At 64.9% G+C, this 17,704-nt stretch carries 19 protein-coding genes; 4 read left to right on the top strand and 15 right to left on the bottom strand.

What is annotated here, in order from left to right:
- Nucleotides 1-483 precede the first annotated feature (483 nt).
- Nucleotides 484-1,470 (bottom strand): IS5 family transposase, encoded by a 987-nt coding sequence (locus tag ACODSU_RS19110; protein WP_488843982.1) that lies wholly within the window; start codon nucleotides 1,468-1,470, stop codon nucleotides 484-486.
- A 97-nt stretch (nucleotides 1,471-1,567) separates the two neighbouring features.
- Entirely contained in the window at nucleotides 1,568-2,422 is an 855-nt protein-coding gene (locus ACODSU_RS19105) for a UPF0149 family protein (RefSeq protein ID WP_309828380.1), read from the bottom strand.
- Nucleotides 2,423-2,638: 216 nt separating this feature from the next.
- On the opposite strand from ACODSU_RS19105, the gene ACODSU_RS19100 reads away from it, so the two are divergent.
- Nucleotides 2,639-4,381 carry an FMN-binding glutamate synthase family protein gene (locus tag ACODSU_RS19100; protein WP_488843980.1) on the top strand — a complete coding sequence of 581 codons (1,743 nt, stop codon included), beginning with the start codon at nucleotides 2,639-2,641 and terminating at the stop codon, nucleotides 4,379-4,381.
- Between the two features lie 8 nt (nucleotides 4,382-4,389).
- Nucleotides 4,390-5,196, top strand: a complete 807-nt coding sequence (locus ACODSU_RS19095) for a BUD32 family EKC/KEOPS complex subunit (RefSeq protein ID WP_309828376.1) — start codon at nucleotides 4,390-4,392, stop codon at nucleotides 5,194-5,196.
- Between the two features lie 15 nt (nucleotides 5,197-5,211).
- Here ACODSU_RS19095 and ACODSU_RS19090 read toward each other — a convergent pair whose 3' ends face one another.
- From ACODSU_RS19090 to argS, 11 genes are all read right to left on the bottom strand, one after another.
- Nucleotides 5,212-5,526: a CcdB family protein gene (locus ACODSU_RS19090; RefSeq protein WP_060986242.1), complete on the bottom strand. Its 315-nt coding sequence runs from the start codon at nucleotides 5,524-5,526 to the stop codon at nucleotides 5,212-5,214.
- Between the two features lie 3 nt (nucleotides 5,527-5,529).
- Nucleotides 5,530-5,769 (bottom strand): type II toxin-antitoxin system CcdA family antitoxin, encoded by a 240-nt coding sequence (locus ACODSU_RS19085; RefSeq protein ID WP_116748177.1) that lies wholly within the window; start codon nucleotides 5,767-5,769, stop codon nucleotides 5,530-5,532.
- A gap of 33 nt (nucleotides 5,770-5,802) precedes the next feature.
- Complete coding sequence (locus tag ACODSU_RS19080) at nucleotides 5,803-6,282, bottom strand: putative toxin-antitoxin system toxin component, PIN family (RefSeq protein WP_422847979.1); 480 nt, start codon at nucleotides 6,280-6,282, stop codon at nucleotides 5,803-5,805.
- A complete protein-coding gene (locus tag ACODSU_RS19075; protein WP_488843977.1) occupies nucleotides 6,272-7,564 on the bottom strand; it encodes a THUMP domain-containing class I SAM-dependent RNA methyltransferase in 1,293 nt (430 codons plus the stop codon). The genes ACODSU_RS19080 and ACODSU_RS19075 overlap by 11 nt, the downstream gene beginning before the upstream one ends.
- Nucleotides 7,561-8,043, bottom strand: coding sequence for an acyl-CoA thioesterase (locus ACODSU_RS19070; RefSeq protein WP_488843975.1), 483 nt, complete (start codon nucleotides 8,041-8,043; stop codon nucleotides 7,561-7,563). Before ACODSU_RS19070 ends, ACODSU_RS19075 begins: the two co-directional genes overlap by 4 nt.
- 80 nt (nucleotides 8,044-8,123) lie before the next feature.
- Nucleotides 8,124-9,722, bottom strand: coding sequence for an RNA polymerase factor sigma-54 (locus ACODSU_RS19065; RefSeq protein WP_488843973.1), 1,599 nt, complete (start codon nucleotides 9,720-9,722; stop codon nucleotides 8,124-8,126).
- The gene (gene lptB / locus ACODSU_RS19060) at nucleotides 9,722-10,483 is read right to left on the bottom strand and encodes an LPS export ABC transporter ATP-binding protein (protein ID WP_110961889.1); all 762 of its coding nucleotides are present in this window, start codon (nucleotides 10,481-10,483) and stop codon (nucleotides 9,722-9,724) included. Before lptB ends, ACODSU_RS19065 begins: the two co-directional genes overlap by 1 nt.
- Nucleotides 10,484-10,539: 56 nt before the next feature.
- On the bottom strand, nucleotides 10,540-11,199 hold the full coding sequence (lptA, locus tag ACODSU_RS19055; protein ID WP_488843971.1) for a lipopolysaccharide transport periplasmic protein LptA: 660 nt from the start codon (nucleotides 11,197-11,199) through the stop codon (nucleotides 10,540-10,542).
- Between the two features lie 107 nt (nucleotides 11,200-11,306).
- Complete coding sequence (locus tag ACODSU_RS19050) at nucleotides 11,307-11,963, bottom strand: thiol:disulfide interchange protein DsbA/DsbL (RefSeq protein ID WP_488843969.1); 657 nt, start codon at nucleotides 11,961-11,963, stop codon at nucleotides 11,307-11,309.
- Between the two features lie 92 nt (nucleotides 11,964-12,055).
- Nucleotides 12,056-12,712 carry an SPOR domain-containing protein gene (locus ACODSU_RS19045; protein WP_015016095.1) on the bottom strand — a complete coding sequence of 219 codons (657 nt, stop codon included), beginning with the start codon at nucleotides 12,710-12,712 and terminating at the stop codon, nucleotides 12,056-12,058.
- A gap of 15 nt (nucleotides 12,713-12,727) precedes the next feature.
- The gene (gene argS, locus ACODSU_RS19040; protein WP_488843967.1) at nucleotides 12,728-14,542 is read right to left on the bottom strand and encodes an arginine--tRNA ligase; all 1,815 of its coding nucleotides are present in this window, start codon (nucleotides 14,540-14,542) and stop codon (nucleotides 12,728-12,730) included.
- A 111-nt stretch (nucleotides 14,543-14,653) separates the two neighbouring features.
- Here argS and ACODSU_RS19035 point away from each other — a divergent pair, with 111 nt between their 5' ends.
- Complete coding sequence (locus tag ACODSU_RS19035; protein ID WP_488843965.1) at nucleotides 14,654-15,181, top strand: hypothetical protein; 528 nt, start codon at nucleotides 14,654-14,656, stop codon at nucleotides 15,179-15,181.
- Nucleotides 15,182-15,262: 81 nt separating this feature from the next.
- Nucleotides 15,263-15,556 carry a PsiF family protein gene (locus ACODSU_RS19030; RefSeq protein ID WP_015016098.1) on the top strand — a complete coding sequence of 98 codons (294 nt, stop codon included), beginning with the start codon at nucleotides 15,263-15,265 and terminating at the stop codon, nucleotides 15,554-15,556.
- Nucleotides 15,557-15,652: 96 nt separating this feature from the next.
- On the opposite strand, the gene ACODSU_RS19025 is transcribed toward ACODSU_RS19030, so the two are convergent.
- Nucleotides 15,653-16,099 (bottom strand): DUF2214 family protein, encoded by a 447-nt coding sequence (locus tag ACODSU_RS19025; protein ID WP_015016099.1) that lies wholly within the window; start codon nucleotides 16,097-16,099, stop codon nucleotides 15,653-15,655.
- Nucleotides 16,100-16,271: 172 nt separating this feature from the next.
- Nucleotides 16,272-17,642, bottom strand: coding sequence for a dicarboxylate/amino acid:cation symporter (locus ACODSU_RS19020; RefSeq protein ID WP_291444437.1), 1,371 nt, complete (start codon nucleotides 17,640-17,642; stop codon nucleotides 16,272-16,274).
- Between the last annotated feature and the right edge of the window lie 62 nt (nucleotides 17,643-17,704).

The following is a 17,704-nucleotide window of genomic DNA, read 5'->3' as shown; positions in this document are numbered from 1 at the left end:
TGACTTCACCGAATGGATGAATCTCGCTGCAAACTCGTCGTCCATGTTCATGAACGGACCATTACCTATAGGTACATGAGTTTCGCCTAGCGTCGCATAGGAGTTCAAATCCTTCGCATAGGCATCGTTCCAATATGCTGTGACGACCTCAATCCACCGCGTCGTTTTTCCCGATCGAATGATTGCCTCAGGTGGATCTGGCTCTGCAATGACTCGGTATTGCGAGCGATGCCGACGATCTAACTCACTTATGAGCAGCGCGACTTGAAAGCACTCGTGCTTCTCCTTGACCATGCTCCGCGAGTTCGGCATTGCAAGCCCTATTTGACCGCTAGCGCTTAATCAATAAGCGCTAGGGAAGCTCTTCACGAATCGGTTTTGGCTGTGGCGTAGCGCTATGCAAACCAAAGCGGTACCCGCTTTGGCCAGTTGGTCACGCCCAGCAGTCGCTGCGCGAGGGCAATTGCCCGGTTTGGCGGGGCATTAGGCCCGTTGCAGGCGCATCTGTCCCTGACAGGCCAGCAACTTGTGCCTTGCCATCCACAGGTTTGACAGCGCAAACAGCGTGACGATCTGCGCCGTGTTCTTCTTGAGCCCACGGTAGCGCACCTTCACGTACCCGAACTGCTGCTTGAGCACTCTGAATGGGTGCCCCACCTTGGCCCGGATGCTGGCCTTAGTGCGTTCAAGTTGATCGATTAGCAACCCCACAGGATTGCCCTTGTCCAGAGCCCGGCGCAACCCCGGGCGCATGGCCGCATGCCAGCGCACGTTCTTGTTGGCATCGGGCCGCCTGTCCACCCCTTGGTAGCCCGCATCACCAAAGGCATCTGTCTCCTGCCCATGCAGCAGACTGTTTGCTTCAATCACGTCGTTCACATTGCCGCTGGTGCCTCGAACGCTGTGCACCAAGCCAGAATCAGCATCCACTCCAATGTGGGCCTTCATACCGAAATACCACTGGTTGCCCTTCTTGCTTTGGTGCATCTCAGGGTCGCGCTCGCCGCTTTGGTTCTTGGTGGAGCTGGGTGCGGCAATGAGCGTGGCATCCACCACCGTGCCCGCTTTGAGTTGCAGCCCTTTGGCCTGCAGCAGGGCATTGACGGTGGCGAGGATCTGATCGGCTAACTTGTGGCGCTCCAGCAGATGCCTAAATCGCAAGATGCTCGATTCATTGGGGATGCTCTCGGCCCAGTGAGACAGGCCGGCAAAGTCCCGAAAGGCAGGAACGTCGTGCAAGGCTTCTTCCATGGCCGGGTCGCTGAGCTTGAACCACTGCTGCATGAAATGGATGCGCAGCAGGGTCTGCACCGGAAAAGGCTGCTGGCCCCTGCGCCCAGCTTCGGGTGCGTAGGGCTCTATCAGCGAGACCAGTTCAGCCCATGGCACCACCAGTTCCATGGCGTCAAGGAATTCACGCTTGCGCGTGCGCTTGGTGGTGTTGCTCAGGCCCAGGCTGCTTTGCGTCATGTGCTTATTGTCTGGGCTTCAAGCCTTCGTCAGCACATCACGCAGGGATTCGTGCAGAGGGTCCCTAGCAGCTATCAAATAAGTAGTATCGGCGACCTCAAGCCCCGTGGCACTTCTTGTACTTCTTGCCGCTGCCGCAGTGGCAAGGGTCGTTGCGCCCGGGCTCGGGCGCCTTGCGCACCGTCTCCACGCGCGGGCCCATGCTCTTCCATAGCTGGCGCAGGTCGTACACGGCCCAGATGGCTTCGCCGAAGGCTTCCACGCGCGCCTGGCTGGTGCTGGGTGGGCCGTCTTCGTCGTACATGCAGACTTCGGGTTTGCCGGTGTCGTCTTCGGTCAGGGCCACGATGCGCTCCAGCGCATCGTCCAGCCACTTGGCGGCTTCCTTGTCGCGCGGGGCGGCCCAGTCTTCAGGCCAGTTTTCCACCGCAAACATGAAGCCCAGCGCCCACACTTGGCCGAAGGATGGAATCTCCTGGTCGTCGCCCATCTCGGCGCGCTGTTCGTCAGTCAGGCTGGCCACCGCGCCGCGCATGTCCATGGCTTCGGGCTGGAAGGTGCGGTCGTCGTCCAGCGTCTTCACGTCGGTGTCGAGCTGGGCCACGATCTCGTTCCAGCGGCGCATCCACAGGTCCATGAAGCGGGCTTGCTGGGCAGCGTCGGCAAACGCGGGCAGCAGGGGCAGCGGCTCGCCCTCGGCCACATCCAGTTCGGCACCATCGCCCAGCAGCATGGGCAGGTATTCGGCCGGGCCGATGGGGCGGCGGCTGCAGATCAGCGCGGTCATGAAGCCGTCGCAGAACTCCCACTGCGGGATTTCCTCGCCGCGCGCGCGCAGGTCGTCGAGGATGTTGTCCATCTCCTCCAGCTCGTCGGGGCCCAGTGCGGCAGCGGGCGCAGCGGAGGCGTCGAGGTCGTCGTGAGCGGGAGTGGGCGATGTGGGTTCGGTCATGGGAGGCTCCGGTCGTCAAGCGAGAAAGCGGGGGCAGTAAAGCGATGTTTTACTTTTATGATGCGCTGGCCTTGTGCTGTGGCGCTCGTCAGCGGCAGATGCAAGGCGGCCCAGGCAAGGCCAGGGCGTGAAAAAAGAGCCGCGCGCAACATGGCAACCCGATAAAAAGGCGGTCAGTGTAGCCCTCCCGCGCCACCGCCCAGAACCAGGACCCCCATGATCCACCAACTGAACTCCCTGTACCCGGTGCGCTACACGGCCTTTGCGCTGTGCGTGTTCGGGCTGCTGCTGTCGCTGTTTGCGCTGGTGGCGTTTGGCGTGGGCCTGCCCGTGGTGCTGGTGTTTGCAGCGCTGGTGGCCCTGGGCGTGTACGACCTGCAGCAGACGCGCCACGCCATCCTGCGCAACTACCCGGTCATCGGCCACATCCGCTTCATGCTCGAATATGTGCGGCCCGAGGTGCGCCAGTATTTCATCGAAAGCGACAGCGAGGCCGCGCCCTTTTCGCGCGCCCAGCGCTCGCTGGTCTACCAGCGCGCCAAGGGCGACCCGGACAACCGCCCCTTTGGCACGCACCTGGACGTGGGGGCGCAGGGCTACGAATGGGTGAACCACTCGCTCGCGCCCACGCAGCTGCCGTCGCACGACTTCCGCGTGTGGATCGGCGGCAGCCCCGATGCGCCTTCGCAGTCGGTGTCGCCCTGCACCCAGCCCTACCACGCGAGCGTGTTCAACATCTCGGCCATGAGCTTTGGCGCGCTGTCGGCCAACGCCATCCTGGCGCTGAACCAGGGCGCAAAAAAAGGCGGCTTTGCACACGACACGGGCGAGGGCAGCATCAGCCAGCACCACCGGGTGCATGGCGGCGACCTGATCTGGGAGATCGGCTCGGGCTACTTTGGCTGCCGCAACCCCGATGGCACGTTCAGCGAAGAGCGTTTTGCGGCCAATGCCACCGACCCGCAGGTCAAGATGATTGAGCTGAAGCTCAGCCAGGGCGCCAAGCCCGGCCACGGCGGCGTGCTGCCCGGCGCCAAGGTGACGGCCGAGATCGCCGCCGCACGCGGTGTGAAAGAGGGCGAGGCCTGCATCTCCCCTGCCAGCCACAGCGGGTTTCGCACACCAGTGGAGATGATGCATTTCATCACCAAACTGCGCACGCTGTCGGGCGGCAAGCCCACGGGCTTCAAGTTCTGCCTGGGCCATCCTTGGGAGTGGTTTGCAATCGTCAAGGCCATGCTGGTCACGGGCATCACGCCGGATTTCATCGTGGTCGATGGCGCTGAGGGCGGCACGGGCGCGGCGCCGGTGGAGTTCAGCGACCATGTGGGTGCGCCGCTGCAAGAAGGCCTGCTGCTGGTGCACAACACCCTGGTGGGCGTGAACCTGCGCGACCGCGTGCGCATTGGCTGCGCGGGCAAGGTGATCAGCGCCTTCGACATCGCGCGCATGATGGCGCTGGGGGCCGACTGGTGCAACGCGGGGCGCGGCTTCATGATGGCGCTGGGCTGCATCCAGGCGCAGAGCTGCCACACCGACCACTGCCCTACCGGCGTGACCACCCAAGACCCGCTGCGCCAGCAGGCGCTGGTGGTGCCCGACAAGGCCACGCGCGTGGCGCAGTTCCACCGCAGCACCTTGCACGCGCTGCAAGAGCTGGTGCAGGCCGCCGGGCTGCGCCACCCCAAGGACATCACGGCCCACCACATCGTGCGCCGCATCAGCGACACCGAGGTGCGCCTGCTGTCCAACCTGATTACCCGCATGCAACCTGGCGCGCTGCTGGGCCCGCTGGATGCGCAGCACAACGTGTTTCGCCTGTACTGGCCGCTGGCCAATGCCCACAGCTTCCAGGCCAGCGAGCCTGCGCTGGAGCCCTCTGTGCCCCACCATGTCGAGCTGGCGCAGGCCGCCGCCGTCGGCACCGCCGCCGCAGTGGCTGGGGATGCCCCCGTATGACTTTGCCGATGGACAGCACCACCGCCGCCCCCGACTACGCCGCCTTTTTGCAGCAGCAACTCGCCACCCAGCCGCACAACGTGATGGCCCATGTGCTGGGCGACGAACAGATCTGGATCAAGCGCGCAGGCGCGCCCCACGGCACGGGCCGCTACCGCGCCATGGCCGTGCTGGCCGCCCTGCTGAGGCTGGACGCCCTGCGCCCTGTGCCCAACCCCGGCGGCCCTGCGGCCATCGCCACCGAAGTGCAGCGCCTGCGCGACCTGGCCGCGCGCGGCATCCGCGTGCCTGTGGTGCTGGCCGCATCCACCCATGGCTTCGCCATGCGCCACCTGGGCCACACGGGTGAAGAAATCCATTCGCTGGGCAACGAGATCGACCACGCCGTGCAGGCGGGCGACACCACCAGCGTGCTGGCCCTGTGGCAGCAGGGGCTGGATACCTTGGCCCATGTGCACCGCCAAGGCACCTGCCTGAGCCAGGCCTTTGCGCGCAACCTGGTGCGCTGCCCTGATGGCGAGGTGGCCTGCATCGACTTTGAAGACGACCCCGCCGCCGTGCTGCCCCTGGCGGTGTGCCACGTGCGCGATGCGCTGTGTTACGCGCACTCCACCGCGATCTACCTGCACACCAGCGGCAAGCTGACCGAGGGGCGCGCGCGCTGGGCGGCGTGGGTGGCGCAGGGGAGCGCGGAGATGCGGGCGGTGCTGGCCACCAGTGTCCGGCGGATGGGGTGGATGCGGCATCTGCCCACGAATCGCAAGCTGGGGCGGGATTTGCAGCGGGTGCGAGCCGCGTATGACTTGCTGGCCTGATTGAACGACTGAGCGTCAATAGGCGCCGAACAGTGCGTCCAGAGCGCTGACGATCAGATCGGCCTGAGCGCGGAGATTACCGACGGGGCTCTTCAACATGGACAGGGGCACAGCACCGATGGCTGCCGCGTCCAGAATGACTGCAACGCCTTCCACCTCCAGCGCGGGATTGAGGTCACGGAGCGGAATCGCCACACGCTCGGCGCTGCGCAACGGCAGCACTACGCGTGTCTGCAAACCGCTGATGTACTCGTTTTGCACATCCAGCAGAAAGGGCGTGGTGACACGCTGTTTGGCGTCGGGGTGCCGATAAACGTCAAACCGCGCCATCGCTCAGAAGCTCCTGTACTGGGCCAGCGGCAGGCCTTCGCTCTCGATGCGCGCGTTGTAGGCTGCAATGGCCTCTTGGTTGGTGGCGTTCCAGCGCTCCCAGTAGCGGCGCTGGACTTCGGCAGCGAGCAGTTCGTCCACGGTTTGGGAGATGTTCATGCCCATATCGCGTGCGGCTTCCAGCACCTTGCTGTTGAGCGACAGGTTGGTGGACTTCTTGGGGGCGTTGTCAAAACGAAGCATGGCGGTGTCTCCAGCAGAGCATATGCGCAGATTTTATGCGCATACCACATCGACACCCAGTACGACTTCCGTCGCCACATCCGCCCCCAGGTTCACCAGCCGCTTGCGCATACAGATCACCGCCTTGTCCTTGCTCAGCAAGATCGCCCGGTGCGCCGCCGCCAGGTCGATGAACTTCTGGTCGTCCGCGTCCTTGCACACATAGGCCACCTTGGCAGCGATCTCCACCAGGCGCGCCTGCGCATCGAACGCCGCCAGCACCTGCGAGGCATCCACGCGGTAGTAGTTCATGCGCTCAACGATGTGCGGGTAGGCCAGCACACGCTCTAGCTCGTCGCGCATGACTTGGGTGGCGATCCAGGCCAGGCGTCCCTGGGCCAGCAGCGTGCGCAGGGGGGCGGTGCGCGGGTCGCTGAAGATCAGCAGGTCGAGCGCGACGTTGGTGTCCACCACCACGGGGCGCGCGGGCTCGTTCGCTGGCGCCTCGGCGGGCAGGCGCAGTTCAACCTTCATGGCGCGGGCCGCCGTCGGGGACGGCCTTGGCGGCCCGGTCGCGCACGGCGCCCTTGATCATGTCGAAGCGGAACATGCGGCATTCGATGGGGCCGTTCCACATGGGCACGCGGCGCGATTCCTTCAGGCGCATCTTGCCGGGCAGTTTCAGGTCGGGCGTGAGCATCCAGGCCGTCCAGCCGCTGTAGTTCTTCTTCCAGTGCGTGGCCAGCTGGCTGAAGAACTCGCCGCCGTCTTCGGTCTGCGCCTCTTCGCGGCCCACAGCCAGGCCCTGGGCGCGGTCGGCGGCGCGCTCGCTGGCGTTGCGGCCGGCGGTACCGGCTGCAGCAATGCGCTCGCCATAGGGTGGATTGAGCAGCATCACGCCGGGCTGGTCGCAGGGCGGCATGCGCTGAAGGGCGTCGCCCCCGCGCAGCTGCACGGCCTGGGCCACGCCCGCGCGCTCGGCGTTGCGCTGCGCAAAATCAACCATACGGAAGGCCACATCACTGCCAAATATGGGTACAGCGCTAGTACATATTGCGCCTTCAGCTTCGTTTTTGATAGCACCCCAGACATGTGCCTGGAACGGCAGCAGCTTTTCAAACGCAAAGCGCCGCAGCATGCCTGCGGGGATGCGGCAGGCGATCTGCGCGGCCTCGACCACGATGGTGCCGCTGCCGCAGCAAGGGTCGTACAGGGGCTGGGGGTTGTCGCCGTGCGGGTCCCACCCGCTGGCGGCGATCATGGCGGCAGCCAGGGTTTCCTTGAGCGGCGCGTCGCCCTTGTCCTCGCGCCAGCCGCGCTTGAACAACGGCTCGCCCGAGGTGTCGATGTAGATCGTGGCTTCGTCGGTGGTCAGGTGCAGGTGGATGCGCACGTCGGGCCACTGGGTGTTCACATCGGGGCGCACGCCGCTCTTGTGGCGGAAGCGGTCGGCCACGGCATCTTTCACCTTGAGGCCTGCGAAGTTCAGGCTCTGCAGCGGGCTGTGCTGGGCCGTCACTTCGACCTTGAAGGTCTGGCGCGTGGTGAACCAGATCTCCCAAGCCACATCGCTGGCCATGTTGTAGAGGTCGTTTTCAGAACGGTAAGGACGGTGCGCCAGCTGCACCAGCACGCGCTGGGCCAGGCGGCTGTGCAGGTTGAGCTGCATGGCCTGGCGCCACGAGGCGCGCAGCAGCACGCCGCCCCGCCCCACCAGCAGGTCTTGCCCCGTGAGGCCTGTGATGCCATGCACCTCGTCGGCCAGAAAGCCCTCGACGCCCGCGGCGCAAGGGAGGAAAAGTTGGAGTTGGTTCATGTCGATGGGGAGGATACGCGCTCGGGCACGGCGGGGGAACCGGGCGCCCCCGCGCGGGCCAGCAGCAGCTGGCGGATGGAGTCGGGGATAGGGGCGACCTTGCGGCTGGCCTTGCCGATGAAAACGATGCCGATCTTGCCGCGCGCTACTTCGCGGCCCGAGGCTTTTTCGGTCATGCAGAACACCAGGTCGAAGCCGTAGCGGTTGAAGTCCGCAGGCGCCATCTCCACGCGCATGGTTTCGCCGTGGAAGCCTTCGGACTTGTACTGCGCCACGATGTCGCCCACCACGATGGACAGGCCGCCCACATCGGCCTCCGGGTATCCCAGCGACTGGAAAAAGCGCACGCGCGCCTCAGACACCAGGCTGAGCAGTTGCGCGTTGTCCAGGTGCCCGCCCTGGTTCACGTGGCTGATGTAGATCTGCAGTTCGGTGGCAAAGCCGAAGTGCGGGGGAAGGTCAAAGACGATGCGGGCCATGGTGGGCTGCGGTGGGTAATGCGGAAACAACAGAAAAGACTACGGCGGCGCTGGCGGGCAGAGCGCCACCTGCCGCGCGTCTACAAAGCCTTGCGCAGATTCGCTGGCGCGATCTTGAGCGCCTCGCGGTACTTGGCCACCGTGCGGCGTGCGCATTCGATGCCCTGCTCCTTGAGCATCTCGGCAATCTGGCTGTCGGACAGCGGCTTGGCCGGGTTCTCCGCCGACACGAACTGCTTGATCAACGCGCGCACCGCCGTACTGGAGGCGTTGCCGCCCGTTTCGGTGCCCAGGCCGGAGCCAAAGAAGTACTTCAGCTCGTAGGTGCCAATCGGCGTGGCCATGTACTTGGCGGTGGTGACGCGGCTGATGGTGGACTCGTGCAGGCCCAGTTCGTCGGCAATGTCGCGCAGCACCAGCGGGCGCATGGCCAGTTCGCCGTGGGTGAAAAAGTTCTTTTGCCGCTCAACGATGGCGCGCGAGACGCGCAGGATGGTGTCAAAGCGCTGCTGGATGTTCTTGATGAACCAGCGCGCCTCCTGCAAGCGCTGCTGCATGCCCTGGTGGCCTTCGCCGCCCTTGTGGCCGCGCAGGGCGCCTGCGTAGATGTCGTGCACGCGCAGGCGGGGCATCACGTCGGGGTTGAGCTGCACGATGAAGTTCTGCTGGCCACTGCCATTGGCGCGACCGGCTTTGCGCACGATGACGTCGGGCACGATGATGTTGCGCTCCACGTCGGCAAACTTGCGGCCGGGGCGCGGTTCCAGGCGGGCGATGAGTGCCATGGCAGCGCGGGTGCGCTCTTCTCCAGCCACGCCACCTTCGCTGCACAGCTGCGTCAGGCGGCGGATGTCGCGGCGGGCCAGCATCTCCAGCGGCTGCTGGCAGATGCGCAGAGCGGTCTGCACGGTCTCGGGGTCGGCGTCGCTGTCTTCGTCGGCCGCCAACGCCGCGAGCTGCAGCGTCAGGCATTCGGACAGATTGCGCGCGCCCACGCCCACAGGTTCCAGGCTTTGCAGCAGGCGCTGGGCCACCGTGAAGCGGTGCACCAGCTCTTCGATCTGTTCCAGGTCGTCGGGCCCGGCGAGGCTGATGGCGAGTTCTTCCAGCGGCTCTTCGAGGTAGCCGTCGTCGTTCAGCGATTCGATGAGGAAACGCAGCGCGGCCGTGTCCACTTCGGACAGGCGCAGCGACAGCGCCTGGCGGTGCAAAAAGGCCGTCAGCGATTCGTGCGAGCGGGCCAGCTCGGTGGCATCGGCCTCGTCGCCTTCCGCGTCGTTGCGGGTGCGTGCCGGGGCGTCGCCGCCCCACTCGGCATCGTTGGGCGCCATCTCGACGGTGCCGTCGCCGCTCCAGTCGGGTTCGTCCGAGCCCCCACCGGAGATTTCAGCATCGTTTTGGCTTTCAGTGCTGGTGCTGCTTACGCTGGAAGCTCCTGAAAACATAGCATCATCGGCGCTGTAGTCGTCGGCCTGTGCCGGCGTGTCGGCGGCTTCCAGGCCAAATTCCTCGCGCGGGGCTTCGTCGGCATTGCGTTCGAGGAACGGGTTTTCGTCGAGCATCTGCTCGACTTCCTGCGACAGTTCGAGCGTGGACAACTGCAGCAGCCGGATGGACTGCTGGAGCTGGGGGGTCAATGCGAGATGCTGCGAGACGCGCAGCGACAGTCCAGGCTTCATCACATGCGGAAGTGTTCGCCCAGGTACACCCGTCGCACTTCTGCGTTGTCCACGATCTCGGAGGGCGTGCCCTGCGCCAGCACGCGGCCGTCGCTGATGATGAAGGCGTGGTCGCAGATGCCCAGCGTCTCGCGCACGTTGTGGTCGGTGATGAGCACACCAATACCGCGTGCCTTGAGGAAGCCAATGATGCGCTGGATCTCGATCACTGCGATGGGGTCGATGCCCGCAAAGGGCTCGTCCAGCAGGATGAAACGCGGCTGGGTGGCCAAGGCACGGGCAATCTCGACGCGGCGGCGCTCGCCGCCCGACAGCGCCAGGGCAGGTGAAGCCCTCAGGTGGTCCACGCGCAGCTCTTGCAGCAGGGCCGTCAGGCGCTCTTCGATGGCATCGCGCGACAGCGGCTGGCCGTCATCGGCGCGCTGCAGTTCCAGCACGGCGCGCACGTTTTCTTCGACGGTGAGCTTGCGGAAGATGGAGGCTTCTTGCGGCAGGTACGACAGCCCCAGGCGCGACCGGCGATGGATGGGCATGTGGGCCACGGACTGGCCGTCGATACGGATGTCACCCGCATCGCTGCGTACCAAGCCCACGATCATGTAGAACGAAGTGGTCTTGCCCGCGCCATTGGGGCCCAGCAAACCCACGACTTCGCCTTTTTGCACCTCCAGGGACACGTCCTTGACGACCTTGCGGCTGCCATAGGACTTGGCCAGGTGCTGCACCTCCAGGCGGCTGCCCGACTGCGAATCAGGCCCCAGACGGCTGTTCGCAGGGGTCGCCGGGGTCTCGGGACCAGTACTCACCACGGGCCCGCTCACTTGGCGCCACCGCCAAGGGTGTTGCTGGGGCGCAGCGCCGGTGCGGGCGACTCGGGCGCCTTGGCGGGGGCTGCTGCGCCAGGCGGCGGGTCCTTGGGTGCCAGCACGGCACGCACACGGCCACCGGGCGCAGGGGTGTCGCCGACCGCAGCCGAAGACGCAGGCGCCTTCTGGCCATCGACGGTGAACACGTCGGTGAGGTTGTTGTAGACGATCACGGCGCCGGTGATCTCATCGTTCAGCACCGACCCACGGTAGCGGCGCAGTTCGGCGCGGGTGATGAAGCGCACGTTGTCGGCCTTGCCGTCGTATTCGATGACTTCGCTTTCGCCTTCGATGAACTCGTCCGGCGCCCCCGCCACGGTGTCGCGCTTCTGGCGGAAGAACGCTCGTTTGCCTGCCTCGGCCGTGACCACGCCGTACTGGTAGCCGTCAGCGTCCTGGCGCACATCCAGCCGCGCGCCGCGCAGCACGATGGTGCCCTTGGTCATCACCACGCGGCCCGAGAACACGCTGGTCTGCTTGAGTTCATCGTGCCGCAAGGCGTCGGCCTCGATGTTCATGGGCTTGGCACGGTCTGCCTTTTCGGCATGTGCCATGCCCGCAAGGCCGGTCAGGGCTGCGAGCACAAGGAAGGGGAGTAGGCGGTGGGTCATAGGGCACGAATCTTGCAATGATTGTAGCCATCCGATGGTACCCACCCCGAAAAAAAGCCCGCATCCGCGGGCCTTTCGGACAACTTGCCGACAGGGTCGGCAGATCGTCAGGCTTTGCGTGCCGTGGCCGCCAGGTATTCGACCACCTGCAACACGGTCTGCATGCTGCCGGCCATCGTGCCGTCGGTGTAGTACTTGCCCGCCACACCCATGGAAGGCACGCCCTCAACACCGTACGAATCTTGCAGCTGCGAGGCGCGACGCACCTGGTTGGCCACGCTGAAGGAGCCGTAGACCTCCTTGAACTTGGCCGCATCCACGCCCTGCTGGGTCACCCAGGCCAGGATTTCGTCGTCCTTGGCGAGCTTGGCCTTTTCCACGTGGATGGCACGGAAGACCTTGGCGTGCAGGGCTTCGAGCTTGCCCATGCCTTCAAGCGTATAGAACAGCTTTTGCTGGGGCACGAAGCTGGCGTTGAATGCCACGGGCACACGGCGGATGGAGAGGTCCTTGGGCGCGGCCTTGACCCAGGCGTCCAGCGTGGGCTCGAAGGCGTTGCAGTGGGGGCAGCTGTACCAGAAGAACTCGATCACATCGACCTTGCCAGCGGGGGCGTCTGGGGCGACGGGCTTGTCCAGCCGCTTGAAGTCCTTGCCCTCCTTGAACTGGCGGGCTTGCGCCATGGCAGGGTTGGCCACTGGCAGCGTCAGGGCAGAAGCGGCAACCGCCGAGGCGGCGGACAAAGAAAACTCACGGCGTTTCATGACAAAGACTCTCCTGGTTCAGGTATGCGGGATGTGAGACATCCCTTTACAAAAAGTTCAGCCCTGGCGGTGGCGCCGTTTTTGCAAGCGCTTCAGCGCTGCACGCGCACGAGCGCCGATTCCAGCCCGGCGCCGTCGAGTTTCTCTTTGAGCACCTCGGCATCGTCCCGTTTGGTGAAGGGGCCGATGCGCACCCGGAACACCGCCCGGCCATTTTGCTCACGCTCGCTCACCCGGGCCTCCCAGCCCAGCATGGCCAGCTTGGCGCGCTGGGCGTCGGCGTCGGCCTGGGTGCGGAAGGCACCAGCCTGCACAAAGTAGTCAAACGGGTCCACGCTGCCCTTGGCGGCTGCCTTGGCCACGGCCAAGTCGCCCAGCGGGTCTGCGCCCGGCTTGCTCTCTGCCTTGGCCTCGGCTTTGGCGTCTGGCTTGCTCGCGGCAGGCTTGGCGGCCGATGCGGCGGCGCGCACCTCGGGCGCCGGTGCCGATGCAGGGGCTGACGCAGCCGCGGCCACCGGGGGCGCCGCGGGGCGGGCCGGGTTCTTGCCATACAGCGGCGAGTTCGGGTCCCAGTTCTTGTTCTTCTGGGACTCCGCAGCGTCCATGTCCGCGCCGCGGCCGTTGCCCTTGTTCAGGAACGGCACCGGCACCTTGGTCACGTACACGGCCACGGCCAGCGCCGCGCCCAGGCCCACGATGACCCCGACGATGAAGCCGACAATGGTCCCGCCCGTCTGTTGCTTTTTCATATTGGTAGTAACTGCTTACATTCTGGCCGGGGCCGACACGCCCAGCACCGCCAGGCCATTGTGCAATACCTGGGCGGTGGCAGCGACCAGCGCCAGGCGCGCCTTCTTCACCACCTCGTCGTCCACCAGGATGCGCTCGGCATCGTAATAGCTGTGGTAGCTGGCGGCCAGATCGCGCAGGTAAAAGGTCACATCGTGCGGCGCCTCGCCCTCGGCAGCGGCCGTGAGCATCTCGGGGTACTTGGCCAGTTGCAGCATCAGGGCCTGGGCCTGGGGGCCTTCAAGTGGAGAAAGATCGGCAGCACTGAGGTCCAGCAAATCGCACACGTTGGCTAGGGACGAATCGCTGACCTGCCCACCGACTTCATTCAGCGCATCCGCATTGGATAGCTTTTCAAGCTGCCCACCAGTCACTTCCGGGGTGTCACCACGGGCATGAGCCAAAGCAGCGCGCAGCACCGACTGGATGCGCGCATGCGCGTACTGCACGTAGTACACCGGGTTGTCGTTGTTCTGCGCCACAGCCAGGTCTACGTCAAAGGTGTACTCGGTGTCGGGCTTGCGGCTGAGCAGGAAGAAACGCACCGCGTCCTTGCTGGTCCACTCGATCAAATCACGCAGCGTGACATAGCTGCCCGCCCGCTTGCTGATCTTGACCTCTTCACCGCCCTTGACCACGCGCACCATCGTGTGCAGCACGTAGTCGGGGTAGCCCTTGGGGATGCCCACATCGGCCGCCTGCAGGCCGGCGCGCACGCGGGCGATGGTGCCATGGTGGTCCGTGCCCTGGATGTTGACGACCTTGGTGAAGCCACGCTCCCACTTGGCGATGTGGTACGCCACGTCGGGCACAAAGTAGGTGTAGGTGCCGTCCTGCTTGCGCATGACGCGGTCCTTGTCATCGCCGTAGTCGGTGCTCTTGAGCCACAGCGCGCCGTCCTGCTCGTAGGTTTTGCCGTTGGCGATGAGCTTGTTCACCGTGGCCTCGACGCGGCCGCTGGTGTACAGGCTGGACTCCAGGTAGTACTCGTCGAACTGGAGGTTGAACGCCTGCAGGTCCTTGTCCTGCTCGTTGCGCAGGTAGGCCACCGCAAATTGGCGGATGTTGTCATAGTCGTCCACGTCGCCATTGGCGGTGAACTCGCGGTCATCGGCCTTCACGGTGGCCTTGGCCTTGAAGGCCTCGGCAATGTCGGCGATGTAGTCGCCGTTGTAGAAGTTCTTGGCCAGCGGGTTCTCGCTGTCGGTGGGCCAGCACTCGTCGCCGGGCTTAAAGCCTTTGGCGCGCAGCTGCGTGCTTTTGGTCAGGGTGTCGATCTGCACGCCCGCGTCGTTGTAATAGAACTCGCGGTGCACCTTCCAGCCCTGGGTGCTGAACAGATTGCAAATCGCATCGCCCAGCGCGGCCTGACGGCCGTGGCCCACATGCAGCGGGCCCGTGGGGTTGGCCGACACGAACTCGACCAGCACCTGCTGGCCGTTGCTGGCCTGATAGCCGAAACGTTCACCGGCCGTCAGCACCTCACGCACCACTTGTTGCTTGGCGGCAGGTTGCAGGCGGATGTTCAGAAAGCCCGGACCCGCAATTTCAATGGCGGACACCCAGCGTTGAAAAGCAGGCGTGGCTTCGAGCGCAGCCTTGAGCTGCTCGCCCAAGGCGCGCGGGTTGAGCTTGAGCGGCTTGGCCAGCTGCATGGCCGCAGTACAGGCAAAGTCGCCATGGGCCGCCACCTTGGGGGATTCAAAGGCTGCCTTGGCGCCAGCGCCGGGGGACAGGTTTTCCAGCTCGGCTGCGAGCGCAGCGAGCAATTCATTTTTGGCTGTGAGCATCGGCGGATTTTACGGGCCCGCCAGCGGCGGGGCGCCAGACGCACCGCCGGGGTAGCGTCCCGCAGCCAAAGGCACAATAAGTCGCTGTGCCCTTTCAACGGGAGATTGCACATGCCGCCCCAACCCATCCTGCTCTACCGGCGCCGCTGGACCCTGGTGTTTCAGGTGCCTTTTGTGCTGCTGATGGCGATATGCCTGGCGTTCTCGCTCTATGGGGCTCTGGCATCGAACGACCGGCTGTTCACGGCCCTCTGCCTGTGTGCCGCGTTGGTCACATTCTGCGTGGGCGGAACCCTGGGCCGGTCTGCCCTGGAGGCCTACCGGGAGCAAGACCCGGCAATCGTCATTGATGCCACCGGCATCACCGACCTGCGCCAGGACGACCCGCACACCGTGCCCTGGGAGGCCATGGAACGTGTGCACCTGGACAACTACGAAGGCGTGATCCTGGTCAAGTTGCGACCTGGCCACAAGGACTCTGCGCTGGGCGTGATCATCAAGACACTCAAACGCTGGCAGCAACGGGGGGATGTGGTGTTTGCCCTCGGCGGGCTGGCGCACGACCCCCGGCAGATCCAGACGACACTGAAAGCCTTTCACGCGGCAGCGGCCACCAAGCCCCGCACAAGGTTGTCATGACTTGTGCGCGTTGTCGCACGCCATGTTCTATGGTGCAATGCCGTCGGGACCCCCCATAACGCATTCACACCAGGAGATTCCATGAAAAAGCTTCTTTCCCTGACTGCACTCGGCCTGGCCCTCACACTGGGTGCGGGTGCTCACGCCGCCGAAGACGCCAAGGCCCCCACCAAACAGCAATCGAAGATGGCGACCTGCAACAAGGACGCTGGAGACATGAAGGGCGACGAGCGCAAGGCCTTCATGAAGACCTGCCTGAGCAACAAGCCCGCCACCCAGCAGGACAAGATGAAAACCTGCAACGCCGACGCCAAGGCCAAGACGCTCAAGGGCGATGAGCGCAAGGCCTTCATGAGCGAGTGCCTGAAGAAGTGAAGTAAGTTCACACCCGGTGCACCCTCACCGGGCTCGATAAGCAAAAGCCCGCCGGCATCCAGCCAGGCGGGCTTTTTTATGGGGGGGTGTTTGCGCTTACCAGCCGCGCGCCCAGAACACCGCGATCACGGCCACCACGGGCAGCACATGCGACTGGATCATCACCAGACGGCGCACCCGCGCGACTTCTGCGGCGGGCGGCAGGGCGCCAGTGCTGCGCAGGTTCTGGCGCCAGCGGCGAAACGCAGCCGAAGGCACAAACGACAGCACGACCATGGCCAGCACCAGGGTGATCTTGATGTGAAACAGGGGCTGCGACAGGTACCACGAGGCGCCCTTCACGCCCCAGATCAACCGGGCCAGGCCGCTGCCAATCATCACGGCCCCGGCCACACCGTAGATCACATCCAAGCGGGCCAGGCGCTCGACCACGGCAGCATTGAGCCACTCGATACGGCACAGCGCCGCCTGGCTGGATAAAAAAACCACAAAGGTCAGGATGGCCAGAAGGTGAAAGGCGGCCAGGATGGCTTCGAGGGTCATGGTGCAGATTCCTTGTAGCGCCCGAGGCCCCTGCGCTGCGCCAAGCGCTCACAGTGCCATCCGGCAGAGCCACCATTGTGCGCGATGGCGCGGGCCTGACCGCTCCAAAAAGAAGCGGCGCGGGCACGAAAGCCCGCGCCGCTGGCAGCGCTGATTCAGCAAGTACCCGCCATCAAGCCACGGTGCGCGCCACCGTCGCCACAGGCACATCCGCCGGCACCACAGGGGCTGAGGCCGCAGACACCGCGAGCGGCAGCGGATGGCCGTTCATCGCCGCGTCCAAGCGGTCCTGGTCCAGCGCGTTTTCCCAGCGGGACACGACCACTGTGGCCACGGCATTGCCGATGAAGTTGGTCAGCGATCGGCATTCGCTCATGAAGCGGTCCACGCCCAGAATCAGCGCCATGCCGGCCACCGGCACTTCGGGCACCACGGCCAGGGTGGCGGCCAATGTGATGAAGCCCGCGCCCGTCACGCCCGCCGCGCCCTTGGACGACAGCATCGCCACCAGCAACAGCGCCACCTGGTGGCCCAGCGTCAGTTCGGTGTTCGTCGCCTGGGCAATGAACAGTGCGGCCAGCGTCATGTAGATGTTGGTGCCGTCCAGGTTGAACGAGTAGCCCGTGGGCACCACGAGGCCCACCACCGACTTGCTGCAACCCGCCTTTTCCATCTTTTCCATCAGCGATGGCAGGGCGGATTCGGACGACGAAGTGCCCAGCACCAGCATCAGCTCGGCCTTGAGGTAGCGGATCAGCTTGAACACCGAGAAGCCACACAGGCGCGCCACCAAGCCCAGGATCACCACCACAAACAGCAGCGAGGTGACATAGAACGAGCCCACCAGCCACGCTAGGTTGACCAGCGAGCCCAGGCCAAACTTGCCAATGGTGAACGCCATGGCACCAAACGCACCCAGAGGCGCGGCCTTCATCACGATGCCCACCACCTTGAACACAGGCGTCGTCAGCGCGTCCAGAAAGTTCAGCACCGGGCGGCCTGCCTCACCCACCATGGCCAGGCCAATGCCGAACAGCACGGCCACCAGCAGCACCTGCAGGATGTTGTCGCCCACAAACGGGCTCACCAGCGTCTTGGGGATGATGTCCATGGCAAAGCCCGTGAGCGTCATCTCGTGCGACTTGGCCACGTAGCCCTTCACCGCCGTCTGGTCCAGGTCGGCCACGTTGATGTTCATGCCTGCGCCGGGCTGCACCACATTGGCCACCACCAGGCCCACCACCAGGGCCAGCGTGGAGAAGAACAAAAAGTACGCCATGGCCTTGCCGAACACGCGGCCCACGGTGGAGAGCTGCGACATGCCCGCGATGCCGGTGACGATGGTCAGAAAGATCACCGGGGCGATGATCATCTTGACCAGCTTGATGAACGCGTCGCCCAGCGGCTTGAGCGCCTCGCCATAGGACGGCTCAAAATGACCCAGCAGCACGCCCAGCACGATGGCGAACACCACCTGGAAGTACAGTTGCCGATAAAAAGGCAGCTTCAAGGTCGAGGCTGCGGGAGCGGAATGGTTGTGCATGGAACGGGTCTCCTGGAGTCTTGTGACTGCACCTCCGGAGTGCACCGGCGCGCTGTCAGGGT

The sequence above is a fragment of the Acidovorax sp. FG48 genome, assembly GCF_057809085.1.
Note: the sequence above shows the minus strand (reverse complement) of the source record. Positions and strands in the feature narration are given on the sequence as shown.

Coding starts and splice junctions, on each gene's coding strand:
- ACODSU_RS19020 (WP_291444437.1), bottom strand. CDS start 17,642: ATGCACAACCATTCCGCTCCCGCAGCCTCGACCTTGAAGCTGCCTTTT.
- ACODSU_RS19050 (WP_488843969.1), bottom strand. CDS start 11,963: ATGAAACGCCGTGAGTTTTCTTTGTCCGCCGCCTCGGCGGTTGCCGCT.
- ACODSU_RS19045 (WP_015016095.1), bottom strand. CDS start 12,712: ATGAAAAAGCAACAGACGGGCGGGACCATTGTCGGCTTCATCGTCGGG.
- ACODSU_RS19100 (WP_488843980.1), top strand. CDS start 2,639: ATGATCCACCAACTGAACTCCCTGTACCCGGTGCGCTACACGGCCTTT.
- ACODSU_RS19085 (WP_116748177.1), bottom strand. CDS start 5,769: ATGCTTCGTTTTGACAACGCCCCCAAGAAGTCCACCAACCTGTCGCTC.
- ACODSU_RS19080 (WP_422847979.1), bottom strand. CDS start 6,282: ATGAAGGTTGAACTGCGCCTGCCCGCCGAGGCGCCAGCGAACGAGCCC.
- ACODSU_RS19070 (WP_488843975.1), bottom strand. CDS start 8,043: ATGGCCCGCATCGTCTTTGACCTTCCCCCGCACTTCGGCTTTGCCACC.
- argS (WP_488843967.1), bottom strand. CDS start 14,542: ATGCTCACAGCCAAAAATGAATTGCTCGCTGCGCTCGCAGCCGAGCTG.
- ACODSU_RS19025 (WP_015016099.1), bottom strand. CDS start 16,099: ATGACCCTCGAAGCCATCCTGGCCGCCTTTCACCTTCTGGCCATCCTG.
- ACODSU_RS19105 (WP_309828380.1), bottom strand. CDS start 2,422: ATGACCGAACCCACATCGCCCACTCCCGCTCACGACGACCTCGACGCC.
- lptA (WP_488843971.1), bottom strand. CDS start 11,199: ATGACCCACCGCCTACTCCCCTTCCTTGTGCTCGCAGCCCTGACCGGC.
- ACODSU_RS19075 (WP_488843977.1), bottom strand. CDS start 7,564: ATGAACCAACTCCAACTTTTCCTCCCTTGCGCCGCGGGCGTCGAGGGC.
- ACODSU_RS19110 (WP_488843982.1), bottom strand. CDS start 1,470: ATGACGCAAAGCAGCCTGGGCCTGAGCAACACCACCAAGCGCACGCGC.
- ACODSU_RS19030 (WP_015016098.1), top strand. CDS start 15,263: ATGAAAAAGCTTCTTTCCCTGACTGCACTCGGCCTGGCCCTCACACTG.
- ACODSU_RS19090 (WP_060986242.1), bottom strand. CDS start 5,526: ATGGCGCGGTTTGACGTTTATCGGCACCCCGACGCCAAACAGCGTGTC.
- ACODSU_RS19095 (WP_309828376.1), top strand. CDS start 4,390: ATGGACAGCACCACCGCCGCCCCCGACTACGCCGCCTTTTTGCAGCAG.
- ACODSU_RS19035 (WP_488843965.1), top strand. CDS start 14,654: ATGCCGCCCCAACCCATCCTGCTCTACCGGCGCCGCTGGACCCTGGTG.
- ACODSU_RS19065 (WP_488843973.1), bottom strand. CDS start 9,722: ATGAAGCCTGGACTGTCGCTGCGCGTCTCGCAGCATCTCGCATTGACC.